Origin of the sequence: Geodermatophilus pulveris (assembly GCF_900188375.1) — a bacterium.
GTDB lineage: Bacteria > Actinomycetota > Actinomycetes > Mycobacteriales > Geodermatophilaceae > Geodermatophilus > Geodermatophilus pulveris.
Genome location: NZ_FZOO01000016.1, coordinates 1 through 16,923 on the forward strand (window position 1 = coordinate 1; position 16,923 = coordinate 16,923).

Annotated in this window: 15 protein-coding genes; 3 read left to right on the plus strand and 12 right to left on the minus strand. The window is 75.9% G+C overall.

All coding sequences use genetic code 11. The features are described 5' to 3' along the window. Positions 1-165 precede the first annotated feature (165 nt). From CHB98_RS20715 to CHB98_RS20750, 8 genes are all read right to left on the minus strand, one after another. Entirely contained in the window at positions 166-435 is a 270-nt protein-coding gene (locus tag CHB98_RS20715) for a hypothetical protein (RefSeq protein WP_089307507.1), read from the minus strand. A 102-nt stretch (positions 436-537) separates the two neighbouring features. Next, the gene (locus tag CHB98_RS22845; protein WP_281251887.1) at positions 538-696 is read right to left on the minus strand and encodes a winged helix-turn-helix domain-containing protein; all 159 of its coding nucleotides are present in this window, start codon (positions 694-696) and stop codon (positions 538-540) included. Positions 697-706: 10 nt separating this feature from the next. Beyond that, complete coding sequence (locus CHB98_RS20725; protein WP_089307508.1) at positions 707-1,408, minus strand: PIG-L deacetylase family protein; 702 nt, start codon at positions 1,406-1,408, stop codon at positions 707-709. Continuing rightward, positions 1,401-1,937 (minus strand): hypothetical protein, encoded by a 537-nt coding sequence (locus CHB98_RS20730; RefSeq protein WP_089307509.1) that lies wholly within the window; start codon positions 1,935-1,937, stop codon positions 1,401-1,403. The genes CHB98_RS20725 and CHB98_RS20730 overlap by 8 nt, the downstream gene beginning before the upstream one ends. A 57-nt stretch (positions 1,938-1,994) precedes the next feature. Further along, positions 1,995-2,750 carry an HAD family hydrolase gene (locus CHB98_RS20735; RefSeq protein WP_089307516.1) on the minus strand — a complete coding sequence of 252 codons (756 nt, stop codon included), beginning with the start codon at positions 2,748-2,750 and terminating at the stop codon, positions 1,995-1,997. After that, positions 2,747-3,895, minus strand: coding sequence for a non-hydrolyzing UDP-N-acetylglucosamine 2-epimerase (gene wecB / locus CHB98_RS20740; RefSeq protein ID WP_089307517.1), 1,149 nt, complete (start codon positions 3,893-3,895; stop codon positions 2,747-2,749). The genes CHB98_RS20735 and wecB overlap by 4 nt, the downstream gene beginning before the upstream one ends. Beyond that, complete coding sequence (locus CHB98_RS20745) at positions 3,892-6,072, minus strand: ATP-grasp domain-containing protein (protein WP_089307510.1); 2,181 nt, start codon at positions 6,070-6,072, stop codon at positions 3,892-3,894. Before CHB98_RS20745 ends, wecB begins: the two co-directional genes overlap by 4 nt. Further along, positions 6,073-7,467 (minus strand): glycosyltransferase family 2 protein, encoded by a 1,395-nt coding sequence (locus tag CHB98_RS20750; RefSeq protein WP_245821496.1) that lies wholly within the window; start codon positions 7,465-7,467, stop codon positions 6,073-6,075. A 221-nt stretch (positions 7,468-7,688) separates the two neighbouring features. Between CHB98_RS20750 and CHB98_RS20755 the strand changes: the two genes are divergently transcribed. Then, the gene (locus tag CHB98_RS20755; protein WP_143425153.1) at positions 7,689-9,272 is read left to right on the plus strand and encodes a putative bifunctional diguanylate cyclase/phosphodiesterase; all 1,584 of its coding nucleotides are present in this window, start codon (positions 7,689-7,691) and stop codon (positions 9,270-9,272) included. Between the two features lie 10 nt (positions 9,273-9,282). Here CHB98_RS20755 and CHB98_RS20760 read toward each other — a convergent pair whose 3' ends face one another. The 3 genes from CHB98_RS20760 to CHB98_RS21275 all read right to left on the minus strand — a co-directional run bounded on the left by CHB98_RS20760 (position 9,283) and on the right by CHB98_RS21275 (position 11,861). Beyond that, positions 9,283-10,617, minus strand: coding sequence for an MFS transporter (locus tag CHB98_RS20760; RefSeq protein ID WP_245821498.1), 1,335 nt, complete (start codon positions 10,615-10,617; stop codon positions 9,283-9,285). A 179-nt stretch (positions 10,618-10,796) separates the two neighbouring features. Next, on the minus strand, positions 10,797-11,549 hold the full coding sequence (locus tag CHB98_RS20765; RefSeq protein WP_089307512.1) for a hypothetical protein: 753 nt from the start codon (positions 11,547-11,549) through the stop codon (positions 10,797-10,799). 105 nt (positions 11,550-11,654) lie between these two features. Next, entirely contained in the window at positions 11,655-11,861 is a 207-nt protein-coding gene (locus CHB98_RS21275) for a hypothetical protein (RefSeq protein ID WP_143425154.1), read from the minus strand. A 357-nt stretch (positions 11,862-12,218) separates the two neighbouring features. Between CHB98_RS21275 and CHB98_RS20770 the strand changes: the two genes are divergently transcribed. Continuing rightward, positions 12,219-12,626 carry a YciI family protein gene (locus CHB98_RS20770; RefSeq protein WP_089307513.1) on the plus strand — a complete coding sequence of 136 codons (408 nt, stop codon included), beginning with the start codon at positions 12,219-12,221 and terminating at the stop codon, positions 12,624-12,626. Then, a complete protein-coding gene (locus CHB98_RS20775) occupies positions 12,623-13,861 on the plus strand; it encodes an RNA polymerase sigma factor (protein WP_089307514.1) in 1,239 nt (412 codons plus the stop codon). Before CHB98_RS20770 ends, CHB98_RS20775 begins: the two co-directional genes overlap by 4 nt. Positions 13,862-14,170: 309 nt before the next feature. Here CHB98_RS20775 and CHB98_RS20780 read toward each other — a convergent pair whose 3' ends face one another. Next, positions 14,171-16,546: a putative bifunctional diguanylate cyclase/phosphodiesterase gene (locus CHB98_RS20780; protein ID WP_089307515.1), complete on the minus strand. Its 2,376-nt coding sequence runs from the start codon at positions 16,544-16,546 to the stop codon at positions 14,171-14,173. Positions 16,547-16,923: the final 377 nt, after the last annotated feature.

Below are 16,923 nucleotides of genomic sequence, written 5' to 3' on the forward strand. Positions count from 1 at the left end.
GAGACCGTCACCGATCAGGTGCAGGTCGACGAGACCGTCCGCAAGGAGGAGATCGAGGTCGACGGCCCCGGCACCACGGACCGCCGCAGCTGAGCCCCCCCGCACACACACCGAGGCCCCGCCGGCGCGACTGCGCCGGCGGGGCCTCGGTGCGTGCGGGGCCGGTCAGCTGCCGGTCGAGGTGACGCCGAACATCAGCACCCGGCGCTCGATGTCGTAGTGGACCGTGCCCGTGTTGGTGAGCAGGTCCTGCAGGTTGTCCGCGTCGTCGGGGTCCAGGGTCAGGACCTCCTCCCACGCACCCTGGTCGAGGACCAGCTGCAGGGTGTAGGTCCCCGGCTGCCCGGGCTCCCCGGCGATCCAGCTGAACTGGTAGTGGGTGAGCTGGCGGACCTTGACGCTGTTGTCGGTGACCGGCTGCGGTACGTCGGGCACGGCATCTCCCTGTGTCGGGGCCGCACCGGACGGCGCGACCGCTGCACCCCACGTACCCGTGGCCGACGACCGACACCCCCGGGGGCCGCTTTCCTCGGGGGGTCAGTCCGTGACCAGCCGGTGTCCCATGCCGCGGACGGTCTCGATCCGCGCGGCGCCGAGCTTGCGGCGCAGGTAGCGGACGTAGACGTCGACGACGTTGGAGCCGGGGTCGACGTCGTACCCCCACACGTGGCTGAGCAGCCGCTCGCGGGCGAGCACCTGGCCGGGTTCAGCGTCCGTGAGCCGCCAGTGAGGCCGACAGCGTCAGCCGGAGGGTCTCCGGGACCTCCACCGGCTCGCGCCGCGGGGTGGGCAGCAGGTCGATGACCATGCGGGTGGGCGCGAACGCCTCCGCGTAGCCGATCCGGGCCTGCGCGCCCCAGTGGCGGGCCGAGGCCACGACGGCATCGGGCTCCACCATCGCGGACATCTCCACCTGCGAGGCGTGCGCGCCGAGAGCGGCGAGCTTGCCGGAGAGGTAGGCGGTGACGTCGACGAAGGTCGTCGGGGCGAAGGTGAGTGTCGACGGGCTCTGGTAGTGCAGGACCCGGGAGAGCCGGCGGGCCGCGGACAGGGTCGCGGCGGCGACACCGCGGTGGTCCTGGTGGCTGTCGTCGGGGGCGTGCACGTAGACGACGTCGGCGTCGGTCTCCGTGATCGCCCGCTCGACGACGGCGACCGTGGCGGCGTCCGGCACGACGGTGCAGTCGCGCTGGCCGCCCCACAGCAGCCGGGCGCCCAGCGTGCGGGCGGCCTGCTCCTGCTCGAGCCGCCGGCCCACCACGACCTCGTCGTCCCCGGGGCCGTTCTCCCCGCCGGTCATCACCAGCATGGCGACGGCGTCGCCGGCGGCGGAGTGCGCCAGCAGGGTGGCGCCGCAGCCGAGTTCGATGTCGTCGGGGTGCGCCCCGACCGCGAGGACCCTACGCATCGTCGCGGCCCGGTGCGGCCAGGGACCGCGCCCGCCGGTTCGCCCGGTGCACGAGGACGCCGCCGACCAGGCCGGCAGCCGCCAGCGCGATGGCCGGACCGGTCCCGTTGCCCTCTTCCGGCAGCTCGGTGGACGACGGGCACGCGGATGCGGATGCGGATGCGGTGACACTGTTCGTACCGACCTTCCACCTGGGCGCGTTGCGACCGGTCACCGTGACGGTGAACGCGCCGCGGTGCACACCCGGCTCGAAGGTGGTCGGCTGGGGCGTGCCGTGGACCTTCGGCGTGATCTTGTTCTTGGGGCCGACCTCGATCGTCACCGCGGACCCCGTCGAGTTCTCGTACCCGAAGACCGCCGTCCGGGAACCGTCGGCGTTCGACACGACGCACTCCACGGTGGGCCTGACCTCACCGACGGCCGACGCCGTCCCCGGCGAGACGAGCATCCCCAGCAGGGCGATGACCGCGACCAGGATGGCGCGGAGGGCACGTGTGCGTGCGGTCGAAGACCTCGTGCGGCCGGTCATGACAGGCGTCCTCGTGTTCGGGGCGGCGATCCCGCCCGACCCTGTCGCATCGGCGCGTCAGGCGCCCGACTGGAGCCCCACCCGCGACATCTCCCCCGATGGGGTGAGCCGCCGGGTGCCGAGCAGGTCCAGCGCCAGCGCGGCGGCCTCCGGGAACGTGTCGACGACGGCCCAGGCGGGCGGGTCGTCGGGTGCGCCGGCGTACTCCCCCTGCCGCACGCGGACCGCTCGCGCGCCCACGGCCGCCGCCACGGCGACGTCCTTGCCGGGCCGGTCGCCGATCACCAGCAGCCGGCCCGGCGGCAGGCCGAGCCCGGCGGCGACGGCGAGCAGGCCGGCGGGGTGCGGCTTGCGCACGGCGCGCCCGCCGAGGGCGTCGGTGACGACGACGACCGGCAGCAGCTCCCCGAGTCCGGTGGCGGCCAGCTTGGCCGCCTGGATGGCCGGGGTGCCGTCGGTGAGGCAGGCCAGCGGCGCGGCGGCGGCCAGGGCCCGCAGCGCGTCGGCGACCCCGGGGTACGGCGCCAGCTGCGGCGGGGTGTGCCCGGTGAACGCGGTCACCAGCGGGGGCACGAGGCCGGGCAGCGCCGCGCGGGGGACGCCGACGGCGAGCAGCGCGCGGTCGATCGTGCCGCCGGCGTCGGAGCCCGCGGCCAGCTCGGCCCGCAGCGCGGCGTGCACGGCGGCGCCGTCCAGCCCCGCGATGCCGGCCGCCACGCCGACCGCCGCCGCCGCGGAGGCGAGGTAGTCGGCCTGCGGGTACAGCGTGTCGTCGAGGTCGACGACCACGCCCAGCGGCCGGGGTCCCGTCACCACGGCAACCGCCCGTCGGTGTAGTCCGGCTCGTCGAGGGCGAGCAGGGCGTCGGTGCGCTCGTCGGCGAGGACGGCGGCCACCTGCACCCCCGTCGTCCCGTCGCCGTACGGGCAGGGCACCGTGGCCGCCCGCTCCTGCGCCTCCGGGGTGGTGTGCCCGGCCGCCGCGGCGAGCACGGCCGCGGCCGCCCGGTCGTCGGCCAGCCCGGCCAGCGTCGTCGTCCCCGCCTCCACGCCCTCCCAGCGCGGCGTCGAGCCGCGCAGCACGACCACGGGGACGCCGAGGTACGCGGCCTCCTCCTGGATGCCGCCGGAGTCGGTGACCGCCAGCCGCGCCGAGGCCAGCGCGGCCACGAGGGCGGAGTGGCCGACCGGGCCGGACAGCGTGACGCCCGGGTGCTCCAGCCGGGCGCCCAGCCCGGTCTCCGCCAGCCGCGCGGCGGTGCGCGGGTGCACCGGGAAGGTGACCGGCCCGACCGTCTCGGCCAGCGCGGTCACCACGCCGACCAGGCGGGCCAGCCGCACCGGGTCGTCGACGTTGGTCGGCCGGTGCGCGGTGACCAGCACGCCGGCGCGCCGGGCCACGGGGACCCGGCGCACGCCGCGGGCGACGAGGGTGTCGATGACCGGGTTGCCGACGACGAACACCCGCTCGGCCGGCACCCCCTCGTCGGCGAGGAAGGCCGCCGCCCGCTTGGTGGGGGCGAGGTGCAGCTGGGCGACCGCGGCCGCGACCCGCCGGTTGACCTCCTCGACGCTGCGCGGGTTCAGGCTGCGCAGCCCCGCCTCGAGGTGCGCGAAGGGCACCCCGGCGGCGCGGGCGGCCAGCGCGTAGGCCGGCACCGTGTTGGTGTCGCCGAGGGCGAGCACCAGGTCCGGCCCGATGCCGCGCAGCGCCCGGGCGGCGTCGGCGTGCAGTGCACCGGCGCGCTCGGCCGGGTCGGCCGGCAGCGTGAAGCGGTGCCCGGGGACCAGCCCCAGCGCCGCCTGCAGCTCCGGGCCCATCCGCGGGTCGGTGTGCTGGCCGGTGTCGACCACGCTGACCCGGTGCCCGGCGCCGGTGAGGGCGGCGACGACCGGGGCCAGCTTGACCACCTCCGGGCGGGTGCCGAAGGGCACCAGCACGTGCCTGCGGCGGCTCATGCCCGCACCGCCACCGGCGCGCACGGGTCCTCGACGGGGGCGCCGTCCTCGCTGCGGTAGGTCTCGGCGAAGTAGCGGCTCATCACGACCCCGGGGCGGAAGTCCAGGTCCGGCAGCGGCTCGCCGCGGACGCCGGCCAGGTACGCGCCGACGACGTCCGCGCCGGCGGCCAGGGTCAGCGGCAGGCCGCCGGAGAAGCGGGGGTTGATCTCCACGACGGTCGCGGTGCCGTCGTCGGCGACGAAGCCCTGCACGTTGGCCGGCCCGGTCAGCCGCACGGCGGCCAGCGCGCCGGTGACCACCTCGGTCACCGCGGCGGAGGCGAAGGTGCGGCCCTTGACCGAGATCCCGGCCCTGGTCTCCTCCCGCCACCGGGGGACGACGACGCGGACGGCGCCGTCGCGGTCGACCAGGGCGTCCGCGGTGAACTCCCGGCCGGCCAGCCGGGTCTGCACGATCAACCCGCCGTCCGCCCGGAGTGCTGCGAGCACGGCGTCCCGGTCGTCGAGCAGCTGCACGCCGCGGCTGCCGCGGCCGGCGACCGGCTTCACCACCCACGGCCCGGGCACGCCGGCCAGCCGGCCGGCGGACGCTGCGGTCGCCGGGTGCGGCACGCCCGCGGCGGCCATCGCGCGGGCGAAGGCGGCCTTGTCGCAGCACAGGTCGACGGCGGCGGCGTCCGGCAGCCAGGTGGCGACGCCGGCCGCCGACAGCCGCCCGGCGGCGGCGGCCAGCTGCGGCAGCTCCTCGGCGACCGTGCCGACCAGCGCGTCGACCCCGAAGGCGGCGCAGGCGCCGAGCAGCGCGTCGACGAAGCGGGGGTGGTCGCCGCGCGGCAGGGTGACCGCGGTGTGCGCCAGCGCGCCGCCGGCGGCGGCACTGTCCGCGTCACCGGCCACCACCCGGTGGCCGAGGGCGACCAGCCGGCGGACGACGGCCACGCCGGCCGGACCGCCCGCGCCGGTGACGAGCACGGCGGGCCCGTCGGCGGGCGGGAGGGCCGCGGGCGGCCGCGGGGAGGGCAGGGAGGCGGTCATCGGCGGTCCTGGGTCGACAGGGGGGACCCGGGCCGGCGGCACCGGGGGTCGGGGGGACGGCCGGGCCGCGTCGCGCGGCAGCCGCTCGGTCGGCGGCTCGGCGACGTCGGCGGTGACGTCGGTGGTGACGTCGCGCCCGGGGTGCCGCAGCAGCCATCCGCGCGCCCACAGCCGCAACGCCGCAACCCGGGGGTGGGTCACCGGCTCCCACTGCCGGGCGGCGATCGCGACGGCCAGCACGTCGAGCACGGCCGGGTCGTCGTCGTAGGTGGCCACCGCGACCAGCGACGCGGCGTGCGCGCCCAGCCCGTCGGAGGCCAGCGCGCGCACCCGCGCGGCGCGCTCGGCCGACGGCAGGTGCCCGATGCGGTAGTCGATCCGCCCGGCCTCGCGGCGCGCACCGATCCACCGGGCCACCCGGGTGGGCAGCACGTAGCGGTACACGAGGCCGGTCAGGTTGACCCGGCGTGTGACGGGGCGGACGTCGTCGTCGCCCGGCCGGTAGCCCAGGCCGGGCCGGGCCCAGCTGTCCGGACGGCGGGCCGTGTGCCGGCCGGCGACGTCCTGCTCGGCGCGTTCGGCGGTGGGCAGCGTGATGCAGACCATGAGCAGGAAGCCGCCGAGGGTGGCCGCCAGGTTCCACACCGTGCCGACCCAGTCGTGGAAGAGCACCAGCGCCGGCGTGCCCCAGACCAGGCCTGCGAGGGTGGAGCCGACCAGCCGCAGGTGGTTGAGCAGCAGCAGCGCCGCGACGGCGACGACCAGGCCGGCGACCGCGTGCTGGCGCCGGCCGCGCAGTACGACGGCGGTCAGCGCGGTCAGCCCGAGCACCGACAGGATCGCGGAGCAGGACTCGGTGACCTCGGCCAGGATGATCTCGCCGTCGGGGCGGAACACCAGCACATGGCGCTCCAGCGAGCCCGACACCGAGTCCACGCCGGCCCAGCCGAGCACGGTGGCCACCCAGCGGGCCTCGTGCACCTGCAGGAAGCCGGCGCCGTAGCGGAAGCCGGCGGCGCAGATGACCGCCGCGAGCGCCAGGTCCAGCAGCACCGGCAGCAGCCGGCGGCTGCCGCGCCGGGGACGCCGCGGGCGCCCGGCGCGGTGCCTCCCGGCGGCCGCCACCGGAGCGATCGCCATCTAGGCCGCCGTCCCGGCCGCGGTGACCACCGGCGGGTCGACCCGCACGGTGGAGGTGGCGCCGGACCGCGAGGTCTTCACCCAGGTGTAGGGACGGCCGAGCATCCCGTCGACGTAGGCCCGGGTGGTGATCCAGATGGACAGCGCGAAGGCGGGCAGGAAGCCCAGCAGCCGCCACGCCGACCGCCGCTCCACCCGGCCGATGAGCAGGCCAACCGACAGCTCGGCCAGCGGGCCGATGAACAGCAGCATGGACAGCGGCAGCAGCGCGACCACCGGCAGGTCGCCGATGCCGAAGGCGCGCAGCACGGTGAGCAGCAGGCCGATCCCGCTGAGCAGCGGCACGTGGTAGACGAGCAGGAACAGCGTCGTCTCGACCTTCTCGACGGGGGAGAGGTACGGGGAGCGCATCAGCGGGCGCCAGTAGTCGCGGAAGCACTTCTGGTGGCCGCGGGCCCAGCGGTACCGCTGCTTCCAGAACCGCTGCGCGCTGACCACCGCCTCCTCGAAGTCGACGGCGGACAGGTCGTAGCGCACCCGCTGGCCGGTCATGAGCACCCGCAGCGTGAGGTCGGTGTCCTCGGTGACGGTGTGCGGGTTCCACCCGCCGAGGGTGCGCAGCGTGGACATCCGCACCGCGCAGTTGGCCCCGCCGTACGCGGGCAGCTCGAACAGCGCCTGCCGGCCGTACTCGTTGACCAGGTAGCCGGAGAGGAAGTCGACGAAGACGGTCGAGGCCATCGGCGAGTCCCGGCCGTTGCGGATCACGCAGCGGCCCATCACCGCGCCGACCTCCGGGTCGCGGAAGTGGCGCACCAGCCGGCGCAGCGCGGTCGGGTCCGGCTCGTGGTCGGCGTCGAAGACGACGGCCACCTCGGCGTCGACCAGGTGGAGGGCGTCGTTGAGGGCGCCGGACTTGCCGCCGCCGGAGCCAGGCGGGCGGTGCAGCACGCGCAGCCGCGGCTCGCGGCCGGCCCAGGCGTCCAGCCGGGCGCCGGTGGTGTCGTCGGAGCCGTCGTCGACGACGACGAGGGTGAGCCGGTCGGCCGGGTAGTCCAGCGCGAGCAGCGCGGTGACCATCCCGTCGACGACGAGCTCCTCGTTCTTGCAGCCGACGAAGACCGCGACGGTCGGCGTCCAGCTGTCCAGCCCGACGTCGGCGGCGAGCATGTCGTGCTCGGCCCACCGGGCGGCGGCGACGGCGAACCCCAGGTGCCGGCAGAAGTAGACGCCGAAGACGACGTTGAGGACGCCGCCGACGACGCCGAGGGTCTCGTCGAGGCCGGCGGCCAGCGCCACCATCGTGAAACCGCAGACGTAGGCCAGCAGGACCAGCGGCCGGCCCTCCGGCCGGCCGGCGTGCGGGTCCGCGGGCGGGGTCGTCCCGGAGACCACGGTCCCCACCTCCCGCCCCTGCTGACCTGCGCGGGAGCGTCGACCCCGCTGCGGATGCCATCGGCACGGGGCGCTCCGGGCTTGAGCCGACGCCCCCGCGCCGCACCACCCGCACCAGCCGGGCGCCTGCCCCGCCGGGGTGAGGGCACCGGCGGGGGCTCAAGGGCGGCGGCGCCGGTGTCGTTGGGGGCGGGACGTGACGGCGGGAGGGGGTGGTGGGCGTGCCGGGTCCGGGGACGGGGACGCCCGTCGCGCTGCGCTCCACCGTGGCCCGGGAGGCCGCCGTGGTGGCGCTGCTGACCGTCCTCGTCGCGGTCGCCAGCGGGACGGCGGACCTGCCGGGCCGGATCGCGGAGTGGTCGCGGTCGACCGTCGGCCCGCTGGACGACGCCGTCCTGCTGCTGGCCGCCTCGCACCTGTTCATGGTCGTCTTCGGGGCGCGCCGGGCCCGGGACCTGAAGGCCCAGCACGCCCGGCGGGAGCTGGCCGAGCAGGAGCTGCGCGTGCGCGTCCGCACCGACCCGCTCACCGGGCTGCTCAACCGGGCGGGGATCGCCGAGGAGCTGGACGCGGCGGTGGACCGCGCGGCGGCCGGGGACCCGCAGCCGGCCGTCGTCCTGCTGGACCTCGACCGCTTCAAGGAGGTCAACGACACGCTGGGGCACGCCGTGGGCGATGCGCTGCTGTGCGCGGTGGCCCGGCGGCTGGCCGGCGAGCTGCGCTCCGACGACGTGCTGGCCCGCCTGGGGGGCGACGAGTTCGTCGTGCTGCTGCGCCAGGCGGACCCGGCCGCCGTCCGGCAGGTGACCGACCGGCTGCTGGCCGCGCTGCGGCGTCCCTTCGACGTCGGCGGGGTGGTGCTGGAGGTCGACGGCAGCCTGGGCGTGGCCTCCTCGGGCACCGACCCGGCCGAGCTGCTGCGCGCCGCGGACGTGGCCATGTACGCGGCCAAGGCCGACCGCAGCGGCGTCGTGGTGCACACGCCCGCGCTGGACCGGCACGACCCCGCGCGGCTGGGCCTGTTCGGCGACCTGCGCCGCGGCATCCGCGACGGCGACCTGCGGGTCCACTACCAGCCCAAGGCCACGCTGACCGACGGCCGGGTCGTCGGGGCGGAGGCCCTGGTGCGGTGGGCGCACCCGCAGCGCGGGCTGCTGCCCCCGTCGGAGTTCATCGGCCTGGCCGAGGCCACCGGGCTGGTCCGGACGCTCACCGACGTCGTGCTCGCCCGCGCGCTCGCCGACTGCCGCGACTGGCGGGCGGCCGGCCGGGAGCTCACCGTCGCGGTGAACCTCTCCGCCCGCGTGCTGCTCGACCCCACCCTGCCCTGCCGGGTGGCCGCGCTGCTGGCCGAGCACGACCTGCCGGCGGCCTGCCTGGAGCTGGAGGTCACCGAGAGCGCCGCGATGCAGGACCCGGCGCAGGCCCTCGACGTCCTGCGCCGGCTGCGCGGGCTGGGCGTGACCCTCTCCGTGGACGACTACGGCACCGGGCACGCCTCGCTGTCCTACCTCAGCCGGCTGCCGGTGAGCACGCTGAAGATCGACCGGTCGTTCATCTCCACGATGGAGGTCGACGGCACCGGGCAGGTGATCGTGCGCAGCACCATCGAGCTGGCGCACGCCCTGGGCCTGCGGGTGGTCGCCGAGGGCGTGGAGACCAGGTGCACGTGGCAGCGGCTGCGCACGCTGGGCTGCGACGAGGCCCAGGGCTTCTGGCTGGCCCGCCCGGTGCCGGCCGAGGACCTGCTCGCCCGGGTGGCCGCGGTCGAGACCCGCACCGGCGTGCCCGCCCTCACCGGCTGAGCGGGGCCGCTCAGAGCGGCTGGAGGACGCGCAGGTCGCGGACGTAGACCGCGGTGCCGTGGCCGAAGCCGGACACCAGCGGCTGCACCCGCAGGGCGACGGCGGCGAGGAGGCCGCGCGGCGTCACGGGCACCCGCAGCGCGTCCCCGGAGATCGTCAGCACCAGCCCGGCGGCGACCAGCGCGAGCAGCGGCACCGTCGCCAGCGCGGCGGGCAGCCCGGCGTGCTCGGCGAGCAGGCCGATCAGCGGCGGGCCGCCGAGCAGCCCGGTGTAGCCGACGGTGGTGGCCAGCGCGATGCCGCGGGCGCCGGCGAGGACGCCGGCCCGCGAGACGGCCAGCGGGAAGACGTTGGCCAGCCCGAGGCCCACCAGCACGTACCCGGCCAGCGCGGCCGGGACGGAGGTCGCCGTCACCGCGGCGGCACCCCCGGCGGCGGCCAGCACCGCGCCGCCGGCGAGCAGCCGCCGCTCCCCCACGGCCGCCACCAGCCGAGCACCGGCGAGGCGGCCGCACGCCATGGCGAGGGAGAAGCCGGCGTAGCCCGCGGCCGCCAGCGCCGTGCTCGCCCCGAGCTCCTCGCGCAGGTGCAGCGCACCCCAGTCCGACAGCGCGCCCTCGCCGAAGGCGGTGCAGCCGGCGACGGCGCCGAGCACGACGAGCACCGCGGTGGGCCGCGCCCGCCCCGCCCTGGCGGCGGCCGGCTCCGGCGCGGCGGAGCGGGGGCCGTCCGCTCCGACCAGGGCGCGCCCGGCCCACGCGGTGACCAGCAGCCCGCCGGCGCCGACGGCCACCAGGTGCGCGGCGACACCGGCGACCGTGGCCAGCAGGCCGCCGAGCAGCGCGCCGGCCAGGCCGCCGAGGCTGAAGCCGGCGTGCAGGCCGGACAGCAGCGGCCGCCCGAGCCGGCGCTCGACGGTGACGCCGACGGCGTTGGCCGCCACGTTGACCGTGCCGGTGGCCGCGCCGAAGGCGAGCAGGGCGGCGCACAGGGCGGGCATCGAGCCGGCCAGGCCGGGCAGCACCAGCGACACGCACAGCAGCAGCGCGGCGACGGTGGTCACGACGCCGGCGCCGAGGCGGGCGCACAGCGCGCCGGTGACCTGCATGGCGGCCAGGGCGCCGACGGACAGGCACAGCAGGGCCACCCCGAGGGCGCTGTGGCCGGCGCCCACCGCGGCGGCGACGTCCGGGACGCGGGCGGCCCAGCTGCCGAAGACGGCGCCGTCGAGGACGAAGACGGCGGCGACGGCGGCTCGCAGCCGAGGCAGCGGCGCCTGGCCGCGGGCACGCGGGAGCGGGGCGGGAGGGAGCACGAGGACCTCGCAGGGGGTGACGCGGGCCACCGCAGGACGGTGGCCGCCGAGGGGCGGGGAGAGCACACGACCTCGGGCACCCACGTCCACGGTGGCAGGTCGACCCCGCCCGCGCCGTCCTCCGCCGCTGTGCAGGTCGCCACAGCGGCCCCCGTCACAGCCGGACACCTCGGGGACCGGCGCTCGGCCCGGGGGTGTCCGGAGGTGCGTCAGGGGGTGGACGCCGACCGCTGCGTGGCGGTCACCAGGTGGCAGTTCGACGTCCCGAGGGGGGTGACCGGGAAGCCCATCTCGGCGAGGACGTCGGCGACCGCGGCGTTCATCGTGCGCTGCACCGCCGTCTCCAGCTCGGCGCCGTGGACGCGGTCGACGCTGATCCGGTCGTGCTGCCGCCAGGTGACCAGGATGCCGCGGCCGCCGGGGTCGGGCACCAGGCACACGCCGCCGGCAGCGGCGTCCTCGGCGCTGTCGTGCAGGGGCAGGCCGGCCTCGAGCAGCGCGGCGCTCACCTCCACGAGGAGCGTCGTGAGCGTGTCGGAGTCGGTGAGCAGCCCGTCCCAGTCGTCGGTCAGCCGGTCCAGCTGGCGTCCGAGCTCGACCAGCCAGGCCTGCTCCTGCGGGGACTGGCGCCGCACGATGCCGCCGCCGGCCGCGCACACGCCGTAGACCTGGTGCACCGAGTCCGACAGGTCGTGGGACAGCACGGCCCAGTCGGCCTCGATCCGGTCGGCGAACGGCCCGGCCACGACCGCGGACTCGTCCACCAGCCACCAGCCGACGCGCTGTCCGGCCGGGTGGGCCGCCCGGCCGGCGGCCTTCGCCTGACCCCGCTCCCGCGCCTGGGCCGCCCGGGTGCGGGCCCGCTCGGCCTCGAGGCGGGTGGTCGACGTCCTGCCCAGCCACACGATCAGCCCGAGCAGCACGAGGAGGGCCAGCCCGGCCTCCGTCGGCTCCAGCGTCACGACTGCTCTCCTCCGTGCTGCGGTCCGGCCGCCGGTGCGGCGGTGGACGGGGTGGTCATGCGGGGGGTGGTGCGGGTGGTCGTCGGGGCGGCGCGCCCGGGGGCCTCACCAGGCACGCCAGGCCCCGCCCGGGCCGGCGCCCCAGTCGGCGGCCCGGCGCAGCCAGGAGTCCAGGTGGCCCCGGAGCTCGGCGCGGTGGGTGCCGGCCCGGCGGGGCGCCGGCGCCTCGGCGGAGTACAGGTCCATCAGCAGGCCCAGGCCCTCGTCCGTCGATCGGGAGAAACGCAACAGGGATGCAGAAGGCGCGCTCACTCGGGTCTCCTCGAAGGGTGCCGCCGCGGCCGGGTCGTGGGCTGCGGACAGCGGGAACGTAGGTCCGGACGCGGTGTTCTTCGGCTCGCCGAGGGGCCTGGTCAGGGCCTCGTCACTGGATCGTTGCGCGCACGCGGAAAGGGGATCGGTGACCCGCAGCAGGGACCACCGTCTTGTCGACTTCTCCCCCGGTCGCGCGCGGGGAATGGCGGCGACCGGCCGTCGATCGCCATTCCGGGGAACGGTCGCCGGCATGTCGGGGGCCTCGACGGCGCTGCGGTGTCGAGAACCGCGAGCCGGCTCCGTCCCCGGGGTGCGAGCGGCCACGATGGGTCGCACCAGCACCGAGGAGACACGATGGCCAAGTACCTGCTGCTCAAGCACTACCGGGGCGCCCCGGCCGCGGTGAACGACGTGCCGATGGACCGGTGGACCCCCGAGGAGATCTCCGCCCACGTGCGGTACATGGCGGACTTCGCCGCCCGGCTGGAGGGCACCGGCGAGTACGTCGACGGGCAGGCTCTCGCCCCCGACGGGCTGTGGGTCCGCTACGACGGCGAGGGGCGCCCGCCGGTCACCGACGGGCCGTTCGCCGAGACCAAGGACCTGATCGCCGGCTGGATGGTGATCGACGTCGACAGCCGCGAGCGCGCCGTCGAGCTGGCCGGGGAGCTGTCGGCCGCGCCGGGGAAGGACGGGAAGCCGATCCACGAGTGGCTCGAGGTCCGGCCTCTCTACGGCGAGCCGCCCCTGATCACGGAGTGACCGCGCCGTTCGACGAGGCCCTGCTGAGGGGCCTCGTCCCGGGCGTGCTCGGCGTCCTCGTCCGCCGCGGAGCCGACTTCGCGGCGGCCGAGGACGCCGTCCAGGAGGCGCTGGTCGAGGCGGTCCGCACCTGGCCGGCCGACCCGCCGCGGGACCCGCGGGGCTGGCTGGTCACCGTGTCCTGGCGCCGGTTCCTGGACGCGACGCGGGCGGACGCCGCCCGGCGCCGGCGCGAGGACGTCGTGGACGAGGAACCGGCGTCCGGGCCGGTGCCCGGGGTGGACGACACGCTGCACCTGTACTTCCTGTGCGCGCACCCGTCGCTGACGCCGTCGTCCGCGGTGGCGCTGACGCTGCGCGCCGTCGGCGGGCTGACCACCCGGCAGATCGCGCAGGCCCACCTGGTCCCCGAGGCGACCATGGCGCAGCGGATCAGCCGGGCCAAGCGCACGGTGTCGGGGGTCCGGTTCGACCGTCCCGGCGACGTCGCCACCGTGCTGCGCGTCCTCTACCTGGTGTTCAACGAGGGCTACTCCGGGGACGTGGACCTGGCCGCCGAGGCCGTCCGGCTGACCCGGCAGCTCGCGGCCGTGGTCGACCACCCGGAGGTGGCCGGGCTGCTCGCCCTGATGCTGCTGCACTCCGCCCGGCGGGCCGCCCGGACCGCGCCGGACGGCAGCCTGGTCCCACTGGCCGAGCAGGACCGCGGCCGCTGGGACACCGCGGTGATCACCGAGGGCGTCGCGGCCCTGCAGGCGGCCCTCGCCCGTGACCGGCTGGGCGAGTACCAGGCCCAGGCCGCCATCGCGGCGCTGCACGCCGACGCCCGCACCGCCGCCGAGACTGACTGGGTGCAGATCGTCGAGTGGTACGACGAGCTGGTCCGGCTGACCGACAGCCCGGTGGCCCGGCTCAACCGCGCGGTGGCCGTGGGTGAGGCCGACGGGCCGCGCGCCGGGCTCGCGGCGCTCGCCGAGCTGGACGGCTCGCTGCCCCGCCACACCGCGGTGGCCGCCCACCTGCACGAGCGCGACGGCGACCTCGCGACGGCGGCCCGGCTGTACGCCCTGGCCGGGGAGCGGGCTCCCACCCTGGCCGAGCGGGACCACCTGACCCGCCAGGCCGCCCGGCTCAACACCCACCGCGGCCGGTCGTGCGGGTGGGCCCGTGTGGATCGGACCCGCAACCCGCGGATCCAAGGTCCCGACGACGGGATGTCAGGCGGTGCTGTCTGATGCCGTACTTGCTGCTCAGGCCCGCCGTCTGTGTCAGCACCGACCGCGACGGACCGTCGTCGTGCGGACAGTCCACGACCACGCCGCGACCACACCGAGCGGGCGGGACGCCATCTCGCTACGGGCCGCGGTGACCACCGAGGACGTGCTGCAGTCCGGCAACGGCGGACGCTCGTCCAGCGACGTCCCGGTCGGCCGATCACCGGGTGCCGCGGTCCCGCCTCCACCGCTGCCAGCAGAGCAAGGGCGCCACCGGTCGGCCGATGAGCCGATCACCCCCGGCAGGCGGTCCCCCAGCGGTCCACTGCTTCACCGTGCCGGTGGAGCGCCCTCCACCGTGACGCTGCCCGCGACCGCGATCGGCACGCGGCTCACCACCCAGTCGGTGAAGGCGGACGCGGGCATCGGGCGGGCGAGGTGATAGCCCTGGACGACGTCACAGCCCAGTGCCCGCAGCGCCGTGAGCGTCTCCTCGTCCTCGACACCTTCGGCGACGACCGCCAGACCCAGGTTGTGGCCGAGGTCGATCGAGGACCGCACGAGCACCGCGTCGTGGCCCTCGGCGAGCATGTCCATCACGAACGAGCGATCGATCTTGAGCTCGTCGACGGGCAGCCTCTTGAGATAGGACATCGACGAGTAGCCCGTTCCGAAGTCGTCGATGGAGATGGCGACGCCGAGGTTGCGCAGCTCCATGAGCGCCCCGAGCGCCCGCTCCGGGTCGGCCATGACCGTGCTCTCGGTCAATTCCAGTCGCAGGAGGCGGGCGGGGAGGCCGTGGCGGTGGAGCAGTTGGCGGACCTGGTCCGGGATGGTCGGCTCCACCAGGCAACGGGGCGAGAGGTTGACCGCGACCTGGATGGCCTGTCCGGCGTCGAGCCAGGCCTTCGCCTGGGCGACGGCCGCCTCCAGGGTGTACATGGTGAGGGGCAGGATGAGACCGGACCCCTCGGCCACCGGGATGAAGTCGCCCGGTGGGACGAGCCCGCGCTCCGGGTGCTGCCAGCGCACCAAGGCCTCCGCGCCGGTCACGCGACCCAGGGTCACGTCGACCTTCGGCTGGTAGTACAGGACCAACTGGTCGTCCTGCAGCGCCTGCCGGAGCTCGCCGAGCAGCGCCAGCCGGCTGGGTGAGTGGCCGTCGAGCGACCGCTCGTAGACCAGGACACCGCGGCGGTCGGCCTTCGCCTCGTACATCGCCACGTCAGCGGCACGCATCACCTCGTCGGCCGCGCAGCCGTGGTGCGGGCACAGCGCAACACCGATGCTCGCGTCGACACCCAGGTTGAAGCCCTGGACGACGAACGGCTCACGGAGCAGCGCCAGACAACGCTCCGCCTGCTCGATCGCGGCAGGCTGGTCAGCCACCTCGGGCAACAGCACCGCGAACTCGTCACCGCCGAGCCGGGCCACCGTGTCGGAGGTCCGGAAGGCCGCGGTGAGCCGCGCAGCCACACTGCGCAGCAGATCGTCGCCGTAGTCGTGGCCGAGCGTGTCGTTGACTTCCTTGAAGCGATCCAGGTCGATGAGCAGGACGGCACTGGTGAGGCCCTTGCGCGTTCCGAAGGCGAGCGCGCGGTCCAGCCGGTCGGTGAGCAGGCGACGGTTGGGCAGACCGGTGAGCTCGTCGGTCAGGCTGGCCGCCCGCAAGCGCCGGTGGCTGGCTCGCAGGTTCAATGCAGCGAAGACCAGCAGCGCGACCGCGGCCAGGGCCATGGCGACCGGGGCAGGTCCCATCGACGCCCACCAGGACCCGCCGACGGCCGGGGCGGACACGACGACCACCCAGCGGTTCGCGTTGTCCTCGGTGGTCGGGACAGGGGCGAAGGACCGTCGCTGGCCGTCGATCGTGGTCGGGTCCGGGCTGGTGTCAGCCGCAAGGAGGGTGCGCATCTGTGCACTGATCGGCCGGCCGAAATCGGCGTCCTCGGCGGGGGTCGGGTCGAGTGGGCGGGAGCTGTCGAGCACGACACGGCCGGTACCGACGTCCACGATCGAGATGTTGTGCTGCGCGTCGGTGACCTGCGGCCGGAAGCTCTCCAGCGCCACCTCGAAGTGCACCAGCCCCCAGGGCTGGCCAGAGGCGCCCACCATCGGCGTGGTGTTCGAGATGACCCACAGACCCGTGTCTGGCGAGACATAGGGCAGTGCCTGGTGGACCCGACCGGCCGGCAGCTGCATCGTGGGGGCGAAGAACGACGCCGACGCCTCCTCGTGCGAGAGCTCCTCCGGCGGGGCGACGATGCCCCTCACCACCCGGGCCAACTCGTGCCCGTTCGCGTCGATGAGGCAGGCCTCGCTGATCCGGTCCAGGTACAGCTCCTCCAGGTAGGCCATGGCTTCCGCTGCCTCCTTGGCGGCCGGGTCGAGGACCAGCGGCACCTCGGCGGCCCCGGTGAGGTGGTGGCTGCCAGGGGCGCCGTCCGGCTCGAACGCTCGGAAGGTGGCGCTGTCGGCCAGCAGCAACTCGATACTCCGCGCGCGGTCGAAGTACTCCCCGAGCTCCGCGGCCGTCAACGAGGACACCGTGTGCAGCCGGTTGTCGAGGTCGTCCTGCGCTGCGGCCTGCCCTGACTTCACGGTGGTGCCGACGGCGACAGCCAGGAGGGCTGCGCCGAACACGGCAGTGCCGGCTCGAAGGAGGACGTCACCGCGAGTTGCGCTTCGCGTGAACAGGTTCTCCATGGCTCATCTCTCGGCGACACCGCGCCGCTACTTGAGGCACCGGTCGACGCTCCTCGCTCCCAGCCCGTCGAATCGCCCCTTCGGGTGGCCCACCGGCGAAACCCGACCGCCCCGAAGGCGCGGACCGGCTGGACGGGCTGACGGCTCCGGCTCGATGCGGACGGCGTCCCTGCGGAGTGGACCCGGCGGAGCGAGGGGCATCGAGCCATGCAGTCGACGAGCCCGCTCTCGAGACGACCCAACAGCAGGCTGCTGCTCGGTGAGCGTCCTGGTGGGCCCCGTGGTGTCTTGGCTCAAGACATCCCGGACAGATGTCGCACGACATACCGGACTGATGTCGCAAGTCACGCCGGACGACGGGCCGAGGCTCGACCATG

Excerpts from the sequence above, each read along its gene's own strand:
- CHB98_RS20770 (WP_089307513.1), top strand. The coding sequence starts at position 12,219 with ATGGCCAAGTACCTGCTGCTCAAGCACTACCGGGGCGCCCCGGCCGCG.
- CHB98_RS20780 (WP_089307515.1), bottom strand. The coding sequence starts at position 16,546 with ATGGAGAACCTGTTCACGCGAAGCGCAACTCGCGGTGACGTCCTCCTT.
- wecB (WP_089307517.1), bottom strand. The coding sequence starts at position 3,895 with ATGAGCCGCCGCAGGCACGTGCTGGTGCCCTTCGGCACCCGCCCGGAG.
- CHB98_RS20725 (WP_089307508.1), bottom strand. The coding sequence starts at position 1,408 with ATGCGTAGGGTCCTCGCGGTCGGGGCGCACCCCGACGACATCGAACTC.
- CHB98_RS20745 (WP_089307510.1), bottom strand. The coding sequence starts at position 6,072 with ATGGCGATCGCTCCGGTGGCGGCCGCCGGGAGGCACCGCGCCGGGCGC.
- CHB98_RS20730 (WP_089307509.1), bottom strand. The coding sequence starts at position 1,937 with ATGACCGGCCGCACGAGGTCTTCGACCGCACGCACACGTGCCCTCCGC.